Below are 16,924 nucleotides of genomic sequence, written 5' to 3' on the forward strand. Positions count from 1 at the left end.
CGGTTCCGGGCCAGGCTGTGAGGCGGAGCCGCTTCTCGGCGGCGTCCTGGCGGGAGGGATTCCAGGGCCCGCGCGGGCACCGAGAGCCTGCGCAGGGCCGTCGTCCCGGGACTCGCGCGCGGGGATGGTCGCCGGAGACGGCTTCACGCGCGGGGATGCTCGCCGGAGACGGCTTCGCGCGGCGGTGAACCGGGGGCGGTTTCTCGCTGAGCTGCCCCCGGAGAAAACGGTTCAGGACCGGACCCGCGTCCCTGGTGGTGGCGGGGCGGTTCTCGCCCGGGGCGGCGCGCGTGACGGTGGTCCCCGGAGGGTGTGCTGGGCGAGCGGACCGCCGTCGTAGGCGCGCGGTGCGAGGTCCGGGCTCGGGGTTTCTGCGCTGGGGGCGTGCGCGGGGCCTTGACGCCTGGGCCTTGCGCCGGGGACGTGGGCGGGGCCCGTACCCGGCGGCACCGGGCCTGTGTGGCTGTCCGGCGCGTCTCCCCTCGGACCGGGCGCGCACTCGCCCGGGGGGGGACTCCAGGCAAGCCGCGTCGTTCGGGCGCGCATCGCTCGCCCTGGTCCGGCCACGGGTACGACTTATCCGCGCCTCCGGCTGTGCACATGGACGGGGCCGGGTCAGACCACGTTGAGGGCGAAGAGGCCGCCGACCGCGCCGAGGGCCATGAAGACGGGCATGAGGATCTTCAGTTCGACCCAGCTGCCGGCCCGGAAGCGCATGAACTTCGGGGGGCCGAGCGGATACCAGAGCCTGCGGGCTATCGGGAGCGGCCACAGGATGGGCGCGCCCGAGACGGTGATGGCGTCGCCGATGTCGTGCACCAGTGCCCCGAGCAGGATCGGCAGGCCGAGCCACATGTACGCCTGGCCATCACCTGTGAAGAGCCAGTGCGCCCCGTTCCCGGGCCGGTCGAGGAAGTCGGCGAGCATCCACGCGCTGGTCGCGCCGAGGAGCCAGACGAGCACGTCGCTGGAGACCCGCGCCTGCCGCCACAGCAGCCCCTCGATGGCGAGCACCATGTGTACGAAAAGGATGCCGAGCACGGCCCAGCGTCCGACCGCGACGGCGAGCGCGGAGGCCCCCGCCCCCATGAGGACGGCCCAGACGAGGGTGTGCGTCAGGGTGCGGTGCCCGCCGTTCCTGCGGGGGTCCTTCTTGCCGCGGGTGGCCTTGTAGATCCCGTAGGAGAGGGCGTCCACGAAGGTGCAGAGCGCTTTGCTGACCGGCCCGAAGGCCCTGGATATCGTCGCCGACTTGTGGTCGAGGTCCGGCGCGAGGGCCGCCCCGGCGGTGATGAGCGCACCGACGAGCAGTACCGGCCAGGGCATCTCGTGCCCGTTGGCCTCCGCGAGCGCCCCGACCCCGAGCCAGGCCGCGGCCCCGGAGAGCGAGTGTGCCGGTCCCATCATGAGCGTGTCCCCCACCTTCGACGCACCGCTGTGCAGTTGACGGCCCGTCCCGCTTCCCTTCGCCCGGACGAGCGGTCCCTCACCCTACCGGTCGTGATCTTCGTGCCGTCCGCCGATTCCCCCTCCCCGGCGGCGAAAGGGCAAGATGGGGGCGTGACCCTTATCGATCAGCTCCCTGCGACCCCCGATCCCGACGCCCTCTACGAAGCCTTCGCCTCGTGGACCGAGAGCCGGGGGATCACTCTGTACCCGGCTCAGGAGGAGGCGCTGATCGAGGTGGTCTCGGGGGCGAACGTCATCCTGTCGACGCCGACAGGCTCCGGCAAGAGCCTGGTCGCGGCGGGGGCGCACTTCACCGCGCTCGCGCAGGACAAGGTCACCTTCTACACCGCCCCGATCAAGGCACTCGTCTCGGAGAAGTTCTTCGACCTGTGCAAGATGTTCGGCACCGAGAACGTCGGGATGCTCACCGGCGACGCCTCGGTCAACGCCGACGCCCCCGTGATCTGCTGCACCGCCGAGGTCCTCGCCTCGATCGCGCTGCGCGACGGCAAGGACGCGGACGTCGGCCAGGTCGTCATGGACGAGTTCCACTTCTACGCGGAGCCCGACCGCGGCTGGGCCTGGCAGATCCCGCTGCTCGAACTGCCGCAGGCACAGTTCGTGCTGATGTCGGCGACGCTCGGGGACGTCGCGCTCTTCGAGAAGGACCTCACCCGGCGCACGGGCCGGCCGACGTCCGTCGTGCGCTCCGCGACCCGCCCGGTGCCGCTCTCGTACGAGTACAAGCTGACGCCGCTCACGGAGACGCTGACCGAGCTGCTCGACACGCGGCAGGCGCCGGTCTACATCGTGCACTTCACGCAGGCGCAGGCCGTTGAGCGGGCGCAGGCGCTCATGAGCATCAACATGTGCACGCGCGAGGAGAAGGACCACATCGCGGAGCTGATCGGCAACTTCCGCTTCACCACCAAGTTCGGCCGCAACCTCTCGCGCTATGTACGGCACGGGATCGGGGTGCACCACGCGGGGATGCTGCCGAAGTACCGGCGGCTCGTCGAGAAGCTGGCGCAGGCCGGGCTGCTCAAGGTCATCTGCGGTACGGACACCCTCGGCGTCGGCGTCAACGTGCCGATCCGCACGGTGTTGTTCACCGCGCTGACGAAGTACGACGGGAACCGGGTGCGCACGCTGCGCGCGCGGGAGTTCCACCAGATCGCGGGCCGCGCGGGGCGCGCGGGCTTCGACACGGCGGGGCTCGTCGTGGGGCAGGCGCCCGAGCATGTCATCGAGAACGAGAAGGCGCTCGCGAAGGCCGGGGACGATCCGAAGAAGCGGCGCAAGATCGTGCGCAAGAAGGCTCCGGAGGGTTTCGTCGCCTGGAGCGACAAGACCTTCGAGAAGCTCATCGCCTCCGACCCCGAGCCGCTGACCTCGCGGTTCCGGGTGACGCACACGATGCTGCTCGCGGTGATCGCCCGTCCGGGCAACGCCTTCGACGCGATGCGCCACCTCCTGGAGGACAACCACGAGCCGCGCCGGCAGCAGCTCCGCCACATCCGCAGGGCCATCGCGATCTACCGCTCGCTTCTCGACGGCGGCATCGTGGAGCGTCTCGACGAGCCGGACGCCGAGGGCCGCATCGTCCGGCTCACCGTGGACCTCCAGCAGGACTTCGCGCTCAACCAGCCGCTCTCCACGTTCGCGCTCGCGGCCTTCGACCTGCTCGACCCCGATTCGCCCTCGTACGCCCTCGACCTCGTCTCGGTCGTCGAGTCGACGCTCGACGACCCGCGCCAGATCCTGGCCGCGCAGCAGAACAAGGCGCGCGGCGAGGCGGTCGGCGCGATGAAGGCGGACGGCGTCGAGTACGAGGAGCGGATGGAGCGACTCCAGGAGATCGGCTACCCGAAGCCTCTGGAGGAGCTGCTCTTCCACGCCTACGACACGTACCGCAGGAGCCACCCGTGGGTCGGTGACCACCCGCTCTCGCCGAAGTCCGTGGTGCGGGACATGTACGAGCGCGCGCTGACCTTCACCGAGTACGTCTCGCTGTACGAGCTGGCCCGCACCGAGGGCATCGTGCTGCGGTACCTGGCCTCCGCGTACAAGGCCCTGGAGCACACCGTCCCCGACGACCTCAAGTCGGAGGACCTGGAGGACCTCATCGCGTGGCTCGGCGAGCTGGTGCGCCAGGTGGACTCCAGCCTGCTCGACGAGTGGGAGCAGCTCGCCAATCCCGGCGAGATGACCGCCGAGGAGGCGCAGGAGAAGGCGGACCAGGTCAAGCCGGTGACCGCCAACGCGCGCGCCTTCCGGGTGCTCGTGCGCAACGCGATGTTCCGGCGCGTCGAGCTCGCGGCGCTCGACCGGGTGGACGAGCTGGGCGCGATGGACGGCGAGGCGGGCTGGGACGCGGACGCCTGGGGCGAGGCGATGGACGCCTACTGGGACGCGCACGAGGAGCTGGGCACGGGGCCCGACGCGCGCGGCCCGAAGCTGCTGCTCATCGAGGAACGGCCGCAGGAGGCGCTGTGGCGCGTGCGGCAGATCTTCGACGACCCGGAGGACGACCACGACTGGGGCATCAGCGCCGAGGTGGACCTCACCGCGTCGGACGCGGAGGGCCGGGCGGTGGTCCGGGTCACTTCCGTGGGGCAGCTCTGAGCCGGACCCCCTGCGAGCGCGGCCCCCGCGCCCGCGCCGGTCTTCCTCCTCCGTCCCCGAGCCCGTACCGGTCCGGTGCGGGGCGTGCTGTGTGAAAGGGCGTACGTGACCATGACCGACACGGGCGGACCCGTGCCCGAGCGTCTGGTGGACCTCCTCGACCTGGAGCGGATCGAGGTGAACATCTTCCGCGGCCGGAGCCCCGACGAATCGCTGCAACGCGTCTTCGGCGGGCAGGTCGCCGGACAGGCGCTCGTCGCGGCCGGCCGGACCGTGGACGCGGACCGTCCCGTGCACTCGCTGCACGCCTACTTCCTGCGTCCGGGCCGTCCCGGGGTGCCGATCGCCTACGAGGTGGAGCGGGTACGGGACGGGCGGAGCTTCACGACGCGGCGGGTGACCGCCGTGCAGCAGGGCCGCACGATCTTCGCGCTCACCGCTTCCTTCCACGTGCCCGAAGAGGGCGCCTTCGCGCACCAGTTGCCTCCGGCCGGCCCCGGGCCGCTCGTCGACCCCGAGTCGCTGCCCCGGCTCGCGGACGAGGTCCGCGCCCACCTCGGCGGGGTGCCGGACGAGCTGGAGCGCATGGCCCGCAGGCAGCCCTTCGACATCCGTTACGTGAACCGCCTGCGGTGGACGCCGGAGGAGACCGCGGGCGCCGAGCCGCGCAGCGCCGTGTGGATGCGGGCGGTGACGCCGCTCGGCGACGACCCGCTCGTGCACACGTGCGCGCTCGCCTACGTGAGCGACACGACGCTGCTCGACGCCGTGCGGCTGCCGGTGGAGCCGCTGTGGGGCGAGCGGCTGCTCGACCTCGCCTCGCTCGACCACGCGATGTGGTTCCACCGGCCCTTCCGGGCGGACGAGTGGCTGCTGTACGAGCAGGAGTCGCCGGTCGCCACGGGTGGGCTCGGGCTGGCCAGGGGCCGAATCTACGACCGGGCGGGGCGACTGCTCGTCTCGGTCGTGCAGGAGGGGCTGTTCCGCTCGCGCGGCGGCATCCAGGTGCTCTCCGGCGAGGCCCCACCGCACGAGTAGGGCGTGCGGTCGCCGCACGAGCTGGGCGCACCGCCGCCGGACGACAACGAGCACTCCGATCGCCGTGTTCACCGGCACCGTCCCTGCCCGGCGCCGGTCCGGCGGCACTCGCGGTCCGGCATGCCGCTGTCCCGCCGGGGCCACGGCACGAACCGTCGCCGCGCACGCCGCACCACGAGGTCAGCGCCCTCTTCGACTGGCAACGAGGTGCGCAGTGAGGGACAGCAGGAGGGCGGTCCGAAGGCAGAAGCCGGGGCGCACGCGTAGACGCAGCAGTGGCGCGGAGTCGGCGCCGAGGGATGGTCCGGGAGCGACGCGCCGGGTGAAGCGGCGACGGCTTCGGCGGGCGAGGGCGCGGACACAGCCGCGACCGGCGCGGAGAGACACGGGCTGCCGGCTTCGGCGTGCGGGGGCGCGGACACAGTCGGGACCGACGCCGCGAAGGACGGGCTGGCACCGGCAGCCGAGGGGGCGGACCCAGCCGGGGCTGGTGCGGCGGGAAACGGGTCACCAGCTTCGACAGCCGGGGTCGGTGCGGTGGCACACGACCCACCGGCCTCCACAGCCCAAGGCGCGGGCATAGCCGAGGTCGGCCCGGCAGCGGACAGATCGCCCGTCTCCAGGCCCACCGGGGGGCGAAGAGAGCCACAAGGCGAGGCCACGCGCGGCGCCTGGCACGAGGGGCCAGCGGCTCCGATAAGCGCGGGCTCGTCCGGGGACGAGGGCGCGGGCGGCGCGGCGGGCAACGGGCCCCCGGACTCCGGCGCTGCCGGAACCGGAGACGGCGGTCGGCCCGAGGGCGAGGCCGTCCCTCGCACGGCTGTCGGCGGCCCAACGGGCTCGGGCTGCCCGGACGCGACCTCCGGCCGGGGCGCGAGCGGTGCCGAGGAGGACGAACCGGCCGCCCGGGACGGAAGCGGGGGCGGGAGAGGGAGCGAAGGCCCGGCCGAGAGCGAATCCACACGTGACGGGGCGGCGGACGCCGTTTCCGAGGCCGCCGATGCGAACGGTGCCCCTCCCCTCGCGGCGGGAGACGGCACGTCGGTCTCTGGGCCCATCGGGACCCGCGACGAAGACGAAGCTGACGGCCGTCCGGCGACTGACGGGTCCGGGCGACCCGGCTGCGCGGTGGCGGATACCGGGAAGGTCGGCAGCGGCATGGGAAAGCTTGCCGGTGCCGGGAGCGCCACGGTTTGCGCGGCAGGAGCCGGGGACGCGACGGACGGCGAAAGGGGCGGGCGTGAGGCCGAGTGGCCGGTACGGGATGCGGAGCGGCGTGGCAGCGCGGCCCTGGCCGCTCCTCCCGCTGCCTCCGTCCCCGGGCCCCGCGCTGCCCCCGCCCCGGCCTTCCGCCCCGCACGAGGTGCCGGGCGGTCGGCTCGCGCGAGACGCAGTTCATCCAGGAACTGCGCCCGCAGGGAGCGGAGTTCGTCCGCCCCCTGAGCGATTGTCAGTGAGGTGAGGGCCTGGGCTCCCTGTGCGGGAAGGAGGCGCCGCAGGTAACCGCATTCGTCGGGGTCCGCCGCGCGCGCCGTTTCCTCGGGGCCGAGCTGGACCGCTAGGAGAGCCGCTCGCTCCCACGGGTCGGAGCTGAGCCGGTGCAGGTGACCGCGCCGCCGCTCCCGCCACCGCGGCGCGCGCCGGTCCCCCTCCGCCATGGAGCGCAGTTCGGCCGGAAGCCTGCCCACCAGCAGCTCCGGCCTGCGCCGTCCCAGCTCCTCCACTTCCGTGACGAGGTACGCCCACACGACGGCGCGGTAGCGGTTGAGGCGGAAGTCGACCGGCGCGAGCAGGCCCAGCTTGGCGAGGCGGGTGAAGCGGTGCGGGGCGATGCCGAGCAGGTCGGCGGCGTCGGCGGTGCCGACGCACCGTACCGCCTCGCGGAGAGCATGGGGGAAGCCCGGCATCGCCCGCTGCCGTGCGATCTCCCCGGCCGTGAAACGGCGCGGGAGCGTGCCGCGCCCCGGTACGGAGGGCAGCACGTCGAGCACTGCCGCCCGCTCCACCTCTTCGTTCGTCAACTCCAGCAGCGAGGAAGCCTGTTCAGGATTGAGCAAGTCACCCCGGACCGGCCTACCGCCCACCGTCGCCGCCGTCGTCATGCCGCGTACCGCCATACCGTCCCCCTCGGAGCCGAACCTTGGGACAGACCGTATGGGGCGGGACGGACACCACCTTCTTCCCGCCTGTGGATAACTCAGCCGTAACCGGATGATCTGCTCATCAACATGACGAAGATCGGAAAATCACCCCGCCCCTCGCACCCATCCCCGCGCACCCACCCCGGTGCCTCCCCGCGACTCCCCCCTCCCCCGCGCCCCCACCCCCTCACCCAGCCGCCCCCGGCCGCCGGGAATCCACCCCCAAATGCTCCCCCACCTTGCTCACGAGCAGCGTCATCTCGTAGGCCACCTGCCCCACGTCCGCGTCCGAGCCGCTCAGCACGCACAGGCAACTGCCGTCACCCGCCGCCGTGACGAAGAGGAGCGCCTCGTCGAACTCGATGACCGTCTGGCGGACCTTGCCCACCTTGAAATGCGCGCCCGAGCCCTTGGCGAGGCTGTGCAGGCCCGAGGCGACTGCCGCGAGATGCTCGGCGTCCTCGCGTGCGAGATCGGCACTGAGGCCCGTGACCAGGCCGTCGTTGGAGAGCACCAGAGCGTGCCTGATGTGCTCGACGCGCTGGGTCAGTTCGTCGAGAAGCCAGCCGAGTCTTGCGTTCCGTTCCACGTTCCGCTCTCCCCGTCCGCAGCCGCTCCCCCTGTTCGGAGGAACCCTTCGGCAAGCCTTCCCCACCACTCGGCGGACAGCAAGGATGATGAGCATATGACCCATAAAATGACCGATGAAGAATGGCGAGCCTTCGTTTCGGACGGCACGCGGACGGCGAAGCTGGCCACGGTGCGGGCTGACGGAAGTCCGCACATCGCCCCGATCTGGTTCGTTCTGGATGGTTCGGACCTGGTCCTCAACACCGGCAAGGGCACCGTCAAGGGGCGGAATCTGGCCCGTGACGGGCGTGTCGCACTGTGCGTGGACGACGAGCGACCGCCGTTCTCCTTCGTCACGATCGAGGGTTCCGCCGAAATCAGCGAGGACCCCGAGGAGTTGCTGCGCTGGGCGACGAAGATCGCCGAGCGCTACGTGGGCCCGGAGGAGGCCGAGGTCTACGGGCGCCGCAACGGCGTCCCGGGGGAACTCGTCGTCCGGGTGAGGGTCGAGAAGGTCGTCGCCTACGGCGGCGTCGCCGACTGACCACCGTCGCCACTCACCGCGACACCGCCTCGAGCAGCCGCGCCGCCCGGAACCTCCCCGTGTACGCCACGAGTTCCGCGAGGACATGACGGACCGTCGTCGTCTCGCGCACATCTCCGGCGAGCACGGGGACGCCCGGGGACAGGCCCAGTGCCGACGCGACCTGCTCGGGGGTGTACGCGATGGGTCCCGCGAAACGGTTCACCACCACGACGAAGGGCAGCGCCCGCTCCTCGAGCCGGTCCACGAGCGCGAAGCTCTCCGCGAGCCGCCCGGTGTCGACGAGGACGACCGCGCCGAGCGCGCCCGCGCACATGTCCTCGCACAGTGCCGCCGACCGTTCGAGCCCCGGAACACCGAAGAGGCACACGGTCAGATCCGGCCGCAGCACGAGCCGCCCGAAGTCGAGCGCGACCGCCCCCTCACCACCTCCCCGCTCCCCCGTGCCACCGGCAGGCTCGTACGCGCCACCCGTCGGCTCGTACGCGACGACGGGACCGTACGGCTGCGGCGACGCCGGTACGGGCCCCTCCCCGCCGAGCCCGTCGCCGTCCGGGGCACCGCCCTCCCCGACCGGACCCCCCACCCGCGCGCTCCCCCACGCGGAACCCGTCCCCCGCGCGGCACCGACGAACGACGTCTTCCCGGTGGCGGGCCCGCCCGAGACGACGATCTTGAGGATGAGGCGTTCCCCCGTCGCATACGATCGCCCGTCGCCCATCCGCCACTTCCCTCGCCACGACATCCCTGGCACCAGCTGTCCCGGCGCCGAAGCGCCCAGGATGACAAGTCCCGGGGCACAGGGCGTGAAGTGCGGGATTCTTTACCGGACGGGGTGGTTCGCGCCCGTATCGGACCGTTTCACACCGCATCAGGTCCACAAGCGAGGAAATCCACGATCACGTGAACCGACAACGCATCCGGTGCGACGACGTGGTGGGGCGAAAACACGGAAGCGGGCGCACGGGGACCGTTGCACGGCAGCCTTCGGAGCGGGCCTTCAGGACAGCACCAGATTCCACCGCCCCCCATGTCCCACGAGTGTCGTCACCGCCAAAGGGCGGACGTCGAGGCGCCAGTACACGGGGAGGGGGAGGCCGAGGGCGTGGACGAGGGCGGCACGGACCGTGTCCGGTTCGACGAACAAGGGGAGCGGGCCCGTCACGGTGCCCGCGAGGTGGTCCAGGTGGGTGCCGACCCGCCGCACGAGGGCGGTCAACGGTTCGCCGTCGACGCCGGGGCGCGCACTCGGGTCGGAGAGCCAGGCGCTGAGGGCGGCGGGTTCCGCCGCGGCCACCGCGTCGAGCGGACGGCCGCGCCAGCTTCCCGGGTCCTGCCCCGCGAGGGCGGGTGCGGCGAGTGCCCCGGGGTGGCCCAGGAGGGTGGCGGTCTCGTGACAGCGCGGCGAGGGCGCGCGGCGGGCCCGTGCCCTGACGTTCTCCTCCGTCGGCAGGACTCCGTTCGCCCGCAGCCGGTCCGCGGCGGCGCGCCCCCGCTCCGTCAGCGGCGTGCCGTCGTCGAAGGCCGCGGTACGGCTCGCCTCGCTCTCGGCGGCCGAGACAAGGATCACCCGGATCGTCATTCCGGCCCGCTTTCACCACTTGTCATGTCTCACGTCCGGCAGGCGCACTTGGCGTGCGGACGGGTGAGCGATATCGTCCCGATGACCTTACAAGCGACATGACGGAATCCGGTGAGAGCCCGGAACGGTCGCGCCACTGTATGCCGGGCCCGTACGCGGGCCCCGGTGAGTCAGACCCGTCATGCGCGTTCGAAGCTCCATCGACCGGGACGCGAGTTCCCCAGGAGGCTTGCCATGGCGCAGTCCGCCGCCCCGCCCGTTTCGGGCTCTTCTCCCGCTACCGAAACCCCCCTTCGCCTGCCGGTCCGCACGGTGCTGCCATGGGCGGTCTTCGTCGGCCTCCTCATGCTCATCGCGCTCTACTTCGTCGGCGCCGAGCAGGGCGCCACCTCTCTGTTCTCCGGCACGGGCGTCCACGAGTGGGTGCACGACGGCCGGCACCTGCTCGGTTTCCCCTGCCACTGACGGGCGGACTCCCACTCCCATGAACTCCGCCATCGTCAGGAAACTCCTCGTGCGCGGGATGCTCGCCGGTCTCGCCGCCGGGGTCCTCGCCTTCGTCGTCGCCTATCTGCTCGGGGAACCCCGGGTGGACTCGGCGATCGCTCTGGAGGAGGCGCACTCCCACGGGGGAGGCGGCCACGAGCACGAGGTCGAGGTCGTCAGCCGCGGCCTCCAGTCCACCGCCGGTCTCGCGACGGGTGTCCTCGCCTACGGGGTCGCCTTCGGCGGCATCGTCGCCCTCGCCTACTGCTTCGCGCTCGGCCGGGTGGGCCGTTTCAGCCCGCGCGCGACCGCCGCGTTCATGGCGGCGGGGGGCCTCTTCGCGGTCTACCTCGTTCCCTTCCTCAAGTACCCGGCGACCCCTCCGGCCGTCGGCAATCCCGACACGATCGGCAAACGCACGGCCCTGTACGGGCTGATGATGCTGCTGAGCGTGCTGCTCGCGATCGCCACCGTGATCATCGGCAAGCGACTCGCCCCGACGCTCGGCAACTGGTGGGCGACGGTCGTCGCGCTCGCGGGTTTCGCCGTCGTGATCGGTCTCGCCTACGCCTTCCTGCCGCCGGTCAACGAGGTCGGGCACGATTTCCCCGCCACGCTCCTGTGGCGGTTCCGCGTGGCCTCGATCGGTATTCAGCTCACGTTGTGGACCGGTTTCGGCCTGCTCTTCGGTGAGCTGGCCCAGCGGTTGCTCGCGCCCGCCGAGCGGCGCGTCAAGGTCGGCGCGGCGGCCTCGGCCGCGGTCTGAGCGAAGACCCGTACGACACGGGGGGAGGGCCTGATTCCCGGGCCCTCCCCCCGTTTTCGCGTCTGCCGCGGGCAGGATGGGAGGCATGAGCGAGAAGACCCAACAGTCGGTACGGGAGTTCTTCGGAGCGCGGGCGGCGGGATGGGAGGACAGGTTCCCCGGCGATCAGCCGCGCTACGACGCGGCCACGGGCGTCCTCGGGCTGCGGCCCGGTGACCGCGTGCTCGACGCGGGCTGCGGTACGGGCCGGGCACTCGCGCCGCTGCGGGAACGCGTCGGGCCCGGCGGCACCGTGCTCGGCGTGGACCTGACGCCGGAGATGGTGGCCGAAGCGGCGGCCAAAGACCGGGAGCGGTACGGGGCACTGGTCCTCGCGGACGTGGCGCGGCTGCCGCTGCGGGACGGGGCGTGCGACGCGGTGTTCGGGGCGGGGCTCGTCTCGCACCTGCCGGGCCCCGGGACCGGCCTGCGGGAGCTGGCGCGGGTGACACGGCCCGCCGGGCGGCTCGCGCTCTTCCACCCGCTCGGACGCGCGGCCCTCGCGGCGCGCCACGGAAGGGAATTGAGCGAGGACGACGTGCGCGCGAGGGCGCGACTCGCCCCGCTGCTCGCCGCCACGGGCTGGCAGCTCGTGTCGTACGTGGACGAGGACGCCCGCTTCCTCGCGGTGGCGGTACGGGAGCGTGAGCGTCCCACGGCCTGATCAACCGGAACGCCTCGTCATGACCGGTGGGCGGGGCGCCCGGCCCCGCCCCCCGGCTCGCGTGCCGCGTGAAGGCTTCGGGACGGGCTTGTGCCACCTCTCGACGCCGTGGTTACTCGCTGGTTAAGGTGCGCCAGCCCGCACGCGGCGGGCCCCGTCGCCCGCTTCCGCACGGGAGGGGGCGCACGGGAACCGATCGGGAGGCGGACGTGGGCGAACCGGAGGACGCGGGGGCCGGAACCGTGGCGACGGACCTGCCGGGGACGGGACAGGAGCCGGTGCGAACGGACGAGCCCGCGGCGGGTGAGGACAGGCCCGCCGGGGCCGAGGAGGACGCGCTGCTCGTCCTCACGGCCGCGCTGCTGACGCCGGCCCAGTTCCCCGGCGCCCTCGGCGACGACTTCCCGGAAGCGTGCGGCCGGCTGCGGCTGCCGCCCCTCCCCCACGGGTACGGGCTCATCCTCGGGCAGGACGGGGCGGGGGCGCGGTGGACGGTCGTGGTCGACGACGTCTCGCTCGTCGCCGTCGCGATCGCCTCGTGGGACTGCGGGATGGAGTACGAGCTGACGCCGGCGCCGCGCGCGATCGTGGCGACGCTGCCGGGCTGGCCCCTGGCGCTCGCGGTCGCCGCACCCGGCGTACCCGCACCGCACGACCCGGACCTCTCGGGGGACCCGGAGGCCCCCGAGATCCTGCGCCCGCCCTCCGTATCGGGCTGGGGCCCCGCCCAGCGGCGCCTGGGCGCCGACGAGATCTCGCGCCAGTGGAGCACGTGGCGCGCGGAGTTCACGGAAGGGGAGGAGAGCGGCGCGGAGGAGGAGGCCGCCGAGGGCGGGGAGCGGACAGGGAAGGGGACGACGGCCGGGGATCGTACGGAACCGGTGACGGAGAAAGGGGCCGGGACGGAGGGCGGGGCGCGGCCCGCCGACGGCAACGGCAACGGCAACGGCAACGGCAACGGCAACGGGGGCAGGGTGACGTCGATCCCGGAGAACGCGGGTGCTTTCGTGGCCCCGGGTTCGGAGCCCACCGCCGCGTCCGTGCGTGCCGCGCTCGCCGAAGCCCGCGCCTACCTAAACGCTCCTCCGCCTCCGGGGCGCATCCGCTCCGCCTTCGCGAGCGAGGAAGCGCGTCTGCTGCGGGTGGACGGGCCGGGCTGGTCGCTCGTGGCCCGCACGGACGACATGGCGTTCGTGCTCCTCGACGCGGTCCCGGGAGAGGTGATCCCCGTCGAACGCGGCCCCCGTCTCCCGGCCCTCCTGGCGGACCTCGACGCACTGGCGGCGCGTTCCTGAGAGGACGGGAGGGAGCGCGGCACGGCAGGGGAACGGGCGGGGGGGGCCGCAGCGATCAGGTGTGCCCCGCGCGGACGCCCGTCCGCCCGCACGGGGCACGTCGAACGTCAGCATTGGCTGTTCATCGCAGCTCGTACCTCGGTGAGGGTCGCGTCGGCCACCGCTCTGGCGCGCTCGTTCCCCTCGCGCAGCGTCCGGCGGAGGTGTGCGCGGTCCTGGGCGAGCTGGACGCGGCGGGACCGGATCGGGGCCAGGTACTCGTTGACGGCCTCCGTCACGGTCCGTTTGAGAGCGGCGGTTCCCGCCGGGCCGATGTCGTCGGCGACCTGTTGGGGGGTGCGGTCCTGGCAGAGGGCGGCCAGCAGAAGGAGCGAGGAGACTTCGGGACGACCGGCCGGGTCGTAGGTGATGTGGCGTCGGGAGTCGGTCCTCGCTCCCTTGATCAGCCTGGCCGTCTCGTCGGCGTCGGCCGCCAGGGCGATGGCGTTGCCGCCGCTCTTGCTCATCTTGGTTCCGTCCCCAGGAGCAGCGGGGCAGGCGAGAGCAGCGCCTCGGGCTCGGGGAAGATCGGTCCGTCCCCGCTGTAGCGGTCGTTGAAGCGGCGGGCGATGGTGCGGGTGATTTCCAGGTGGGGGAGCTGGTCCCGTCCCACCGACACCAGGTTGGCCGCGCCACCGGGGGCGTAATTCGCGCGGCGCGATGGCGTCGAGGTCGAGGCCGGGCGCGGTGAGCCGGTCTCGCCCGACTCGGGGCATGCTCGCCGGGGCCGGCCCTCCTCTCACCCCACGTCATACACCGTCACCCCGACCCCCCGTTGCGTCAGCCGCTCGCGTATCAACGGCTCCACCAGGTCCCATTGGCCCCCGGCCAGGCCGCAGCCGATGCGGGGCAAGTGGACCGTGGCGCCGAGGCGCAGGGCCTCGTCGATCGCCTCGTAGCGGACCGGGACGCCTGTGCCGCCGCGACGGGGTTCCGTGCTGGCCGATCATGTTGGCGACCCAGAAAAAGCGCTCGACATGGACCAGTTGGAGGGCGCCCAGGGCGAAGTCGTGGGACGCGCGTGCGCGGTGCCAGCCGCGGTACGCGCGTTACGGCTCGGGCCAGCGGCGGGAGAGGGCGAGGACGAAGCCCTTGCCCCAGCCGCCGCGGTCGTCGCAGACGTGCGCGATGACCCGCGGTCCCCGGCCGCGCGGGGCCGTCGCGTCCCCGCGTACGTACGTGATCTCCTCCGTCATGCGAGCACCGTATGCGGTGCCTCCGACAGTCGGCCTTCAGCGGCCCAGCTGTTTGCGGCTCGCCCTGCGCAGCCTGCGGCGCTGGCTCGGGTCGAGGGTGAGGTAGGCGGCGGCGGGGACGCCGAGGATGATCAGCAGGGCGGCCCACCAGGGCAGCCAGATGAGCAGGATGAGGCCGACGACGGCACCGCCGGCCGCCACCTTCGCTTGTGTGGACATGTCTCTCGTCTCCCCCGGTGATCGTCCGGCCGGGCAGCGGTGCGCCGCCCTGTCCCGGTCACCTGTCGTCAAGAACGGCTCTGCCGTTCCCACGGTTCCAGTGGAGACCCGATACGGCCACCGGGGCAACCCTGATCTTTCTCAGGGTTACCCACGGCCCGCCGTCGCAGAACCACCCGGAGCACCTTCCGCAGCACCGCCCGAACCGCCCCTCCCGGAGCCCCGCACACCGTCTCCCGGGGCCGCCGCCCCGCTCCCCCGCGCCCGTCCCGCGATTCGCTCCCGTAAACCTTTCGCCACCGTCGCGCCGAGGCACACCACCGGTCCCGCCTGCGGTCGAACGAGCGCCGGGAACACGGCCCCGGCCTTTCATTCGCTCCAGCGATTGGCAGGGCGGCCCGCGTCCGCGAGCGTGGGACACGTCGCAACCGGCGGGGCACGGGGCAGGACGCCGCGCCGGACCGGAGGGCACGCCCGTGCCCCCGGCTGTCGTCACCCAACGGGAGAACCCACATGCTCGGTACGAAGATGAAGCGCGCCCTCGCGATGGGCGGGGCGAGCCTCGCGCTCGCCGGGGCGGGCGTCATGGCCGCGAGCCCCGCCTTCGCCGCCACCACCGTCGTCGCCTGGACCCACGGCAACGTCCACGCCGGGCCCGCGAAGGGCGAGCGGGTGGTCAGCTACGTCAACGCCAACTACAGCTACACGGGTCTGTGCTGGCTGGAGGGCGACCTCGTCAACGACCACGGCATCAGCAACCGCAACTGGGTCCGCCTCCAGCTCAACAGCGGCGGGATCGGCTACGTCAGCGCCGTCTACCTGAAGGGCAACGACAAGGGCAACATGCCCAACCACTGCTGACCCCGGCCGCACGCGCGGTGGGCCCCGCCTCCCCTGGTCCGGGAGGCGGGGCCCACCGCCGTCGGGGTCGCGGGGCCGCGACCGACGGGTTCAGCCCTTGACGCCCAGCAGGTGGTCCGTCGCGAGCTGGTCGAGCGCCTCGAAGGCCATGCCGCGCTCGGCGGCGGCCTCCACGTCGAAGTCCTCGTACGCGCTCTTGTCGCCGAGCAGCGAGGCGAGACCGTCCTCGGCGGTGGGCAGGGCGAGCTGGTCGAGGCGCGCGGTCTTCAGCGCCTCCTGGACCTTCGGGTCCGCGCGGAAGGCGGCGGCGCGCTCCTTGAGGATGAGGTAGTTGCGCATGCAGCCCGCGGCCGAGGCCCACACGCCGTCGAAGTCCTCGGTCCGCGGCGGCTTGAAGTCGAAGTGGCGCGGGCCCTCGTACCCGGCGGTCTCCAGGAGGTCGACGAGCCAGAACGCGTTGCGCAGGTCGCCGGCGCCGAAGCGCAGGTCCTGGTCGTACTTGATGCCGTTCTGGCCGTTGAGGTCGAGGTGGAAGAGCTTGCCCGACCACAGCGCCTGCGCGATGCCGTGCGCGAAGTTCAGCCCGGCCATCTGCTCGTGGCCGGTCTCCGGGTTGACGCCGTACAGCTCCGGGCGCTCCAGGCGCTCGATGAAGGCGAGGGCGTGGCCGACGGTGGGGAGCAGGATGTCGCCGCGCGGCTCGTTGGGCTTGGGCTCGATGGCGAAGCGGAGGTCGTAGCCCTGCTCGATGACGTACTCGCCGAGGAGGTCGAACGCCTCCTTCATGCGGTCGAGCGCGAGGCGGATGTCCTTCGCGCCGCCGGACTCGGCGCCCTCCCGGCCGCCCCAGGCGACGTACGTCTCGGCGCCGAGTTCGGCGGCCAGGTCGATGTTGCGGATGACCTTGCGCAGTGCGTAGCGGCGCACGTCGCGGTCGTTCGAGGTGAAGCCGCCGTCCTTGAAGACGGGGTGCGTGAAGAGGTTCGTCGTCGCCATCGGGACGACGAGGCCGTGCGTGTCGAGCGCCTCGCGGAAGCGCTTGACGATGCGCTCGCGCTCGGCGTCGGTGGAGCCGAAGGGGATGAGGTCGTCGTCGTGGAAGGTGACCCCCCAGGCGCCGAGTTCGGCCAGGCGGCGCACGGATTCGACCGGGTCGAGCGCGGGGCGGGTGGCGTCCCCGAAGGGGTCCCGGCCCTGCCAGCCGACGGTCCACAGACCGAAGCTGAACTTGTCCTCGGGGGTGGGCTGGTAGTTCATGCGGCTCCCTCGCCATCGTGTCGTGCGTGCCGTGGCCTATTTCGTCATGGCGCTTAACAAATTAGACTCCCGAAGCCCGGCTGTGAAGAGCGGGTGCCGATTCGGCCCCGTCGGGCGGGTGTCTCGCGGTGCCGGAAGGAGTAGGACACGGTG

15 protein-coding genes, 2 pseudogenes and 1 riboswitch are annotated in these 16,924 nt (G+C 72.6%); of the genes and pseudogenes, 8 read left to right on the top strand and 9 right to left on the bottom strand.

Annotated elements, in window-relative coordinates; genetic code table 11:
* Positions 1-615 precede the first annotated feature (615 nt).
* Positions 616-1,407: a metal-dependent hydrolase gene (locus STTU_RS01595; protein WP_043256988.1), complete on the bottom strand. Its 792-nt coding sequence runs from the start codon at positions 1,405-1,407 to the stop codon at positions 616-618.
* A gap of 93 nt (positions 1,408-1,500) precedes the next feature.
* On the opposite strand from STTU_RS01595, the gene STTU_RS01600 reads away from it, so the two are divergent.
* Entirely contained in the window at positions 1,501-4,074 is a 2,574-nt protein-coding gene (locus tag STTU_RS01600) for a DEAD/DEAH box helicase (protein WP_007819153.1), read from the top strand.
* A gap of 111 nt (positions 4,075-4,185) precedes the next feature.
* The gene (locus STTU_RS01605; protein WP_043253747.1) at positions 4,186-5,112 is read left to right on the top strand and encodes an acyl-CoA thioesterase; all 927 of its coding nucleotides are present in this window, start codon (positions 4,186-4,188) and stop codon (positions 5,110-5,112) included.
* Between the two features lie 68 nt (positions 5,113-5,180).
* Here STTU_RS01605 and STTU_RS36135 read toward each other — a convergent pair whose 3' ends face one another.
* Both STTU_RS36135 and STTU_RS01610 read right to left on the bottom strand, forming a co-directional pair.
* Positions 5,181-7,229, bottom strand: a complete 2,049-nt coding sequence (locus STTU_RS36135) for a DUF6397 family protein (protein WP_420713541.1) — start codon at positions 7,227-7,229, stop codon at positions 5,181-5,183.
* 211 nt (positions 7,230-7,440) lie between these two features.
* Complete coding sequence (locus STTU_RS01610) at positions 7,441-7,842, bottom strand: roadblock/LC7 domain-containing protein (RefSeq protein WP_007819158.1); 402 nt, start codon at positions 7,840-7,842, stop codon at positions 7,441-7,443.
* 96 nt (positions 7,843-7,938) lie between these two features.
* Here STTU_RS01610 and STTU_RS01615 point away from each other — a divergent pair, with 96 nt between their 5' ends.
* Positions 7,939-8,367, top strand: coding sequence for a PPOX class F420-dependent oxidoreductase (locus STTU_RS01615; protein ID WP_009070712.1), 429 nt, complete (start codon positions 7,939-7,941; stop codon positions 8,365-8,367).
* Positions 8,368-8,380: 13 nt separating this feature from the next.
* Here STTU_RS01615 and STTU_RS01620 read toward each other — a convergent pair whose 3' ends face one another.
* Together STTU_RS01620 and STTU_RS01625 are read right to left on the bottom strand one after the other, a co-directional pair.
* Entirely contained in the window at positions 8,381-9,088 is a 708-nt protein-coding gene (locus STTU_RS01620) for a GTP-binding protein (RefSeq protein ID WP_007819160.1), read from the bottom strand.
* Between the two features lie 279 nt (positions 9,089-9,367).
* The gene (locus tag STTU_RS01625) at positions 9,368-9,949 is read right to left on the bottom strand and encodes a histidine phosphatase family protein (RefSeq protein ID WP_007819162.1); all 582 of its coding nucleotides are present in this window, start codon (positions 9,947-9,949) and stop codon (positions 9,368-9,370) included.
* Positions 9,950-10,014: 65 nt separating this feature from the next.
* A riboswitch (cobalamin riboswitch) is annotated at positions 10,015-10,148 on the top strand.
* A 35-nt stretch (positions 10,149-10,183) separates the two neighbouring features.
* Between STTU_RS01625 and STTU_RS01630 the strand changes: the two genes are divergently transcribed.
* The 4 genes from STTU_RS01630 to STTU_RS01645 all read left to right on the top strand — a co-directional run bounded on the left by STTU_RS01630 (position 10,184) and on the right by STTU_RS01645 (position 13,199).
* Positions 10,184-10,414: a CbtB domain-containing protein gene (locus STTU_RS01630; RefSeq protein WP_043253749.1), complete on the top strand. Its 231-nt coding sequence runs from the start codon at positions 10,184-10,186 to the stop codon at positions 10,412-10,414.
* 19 nt (positions 10,415-10,433) lie between these two features.
* Positions 10,434-11,201: a CbtA family protein gene (locus tag STTU_RS01635; protein ID WP_007819174.1), complete on the top strand. Its 768-nt coding sequence runs from the start codon at positions 10,434-10,436 to the stop codon at positions 11,199-11,201.
* Positions 11,202-11,286: 85 nt separating this feature from the next.
* Positions 11,287-11,904, top strand: coding sequence for a class I SAM-dependent methyltransferase (locus tag STTU_RS01640; protein WP_078518893.1), 618 nt, complete (start codon positions 11,287-11,289; stop codon positions 11,902-11,904).
* A gap of 209 nt (positions 11,905-12,113) precedes the next feature.
* On the top strand, positions 12,114-13,199 hold the full coding sequence (locus STTU_RS01645) for a hypothetical protein (RefSeq protein ID WP_007819178.1): 1,086 nt from the start codon (positions 12,114-12,116) through the stop codon (positions 13,197-13,199).
* 107 nt (positions 13,200-13,306) lie between these two features.
* On the opposite strand, the pseudogene STTU_RS01650 reads toward STTU_RS01645, so the two are convergent.
* The 3 genes and pseudogenes from STTU_RS01650 to STTU_RS01660 all read right to left on the bottom strand — a co-directional run.
* A pseudogene (locus STTU_RS01650) lies at positions 13,307-13,866 on the bottom strand (tryptophan--tRNA ligase); the annotation flags it as partial.
* 111 nt (positions 13,867-13,977) lie between these two features.
* Positions 13,978-14,434, bottom strand: a pseudogene (locus tag STTU_RS01655) (Appr-1-p processing protein).
* A gap of 36 nt (positions 14,435-14,470) precedes the next feature.
* Positions 14,471-14,653 carry a hypothetical protein gene (locus tag STTU_RS01660; protein WP_009070694.1) on the bottom strand — a complete coding sequence of 61 codons (183 nt, stop codon included), beginning with the start codon at positions 14,651-14,653 and terminating at the stop codon, positions 14,471-14,473.
* Positions 14,654-15,166: 513 nt separating this feature from the next.
* Here STTU_RS01660 and STTU_RS01665 point away from each other — a divergent pair.
* Positions 15,167-15,514, top strand: coding sequence for an SH3 domain-containing protein (locus STTU_RS01665; RefSeq protein WP_007819187.1), 348 nt, complete (start codon positions 15,167-15,169; stop codon positions 15,512-15,514).
* Between the two features lie 90 nt (positions 15,515-15,604).
* Here STTU_RS01665 and xylA read toward each other — a convergent pair whose 3' ends face one another.
* Positions 15,605-16,771 (bottom strand): xylose isomerase, encoded by a 1,167-nt coding sequence (gene xylA / locus STTU_RS01670; protein ID WP_007819189.1) that lies wholly within the window; start codon positions 16,769-16,771, stop codon positions 15,605-15,607.
* Positions 16,772-16,924 lie beyond the last annotated feature (153 nt).

This window comes from Streptomyces sp. Tu6071 (assembly GCF_000213055.1).
Taxonomy (GTDB): domain Bacteria; phylum Actinomycetota; class Actinomycetes; order Streptomycetales; family Streptomycetaceae; genus Streptomyces; species Streptomyces evansiae.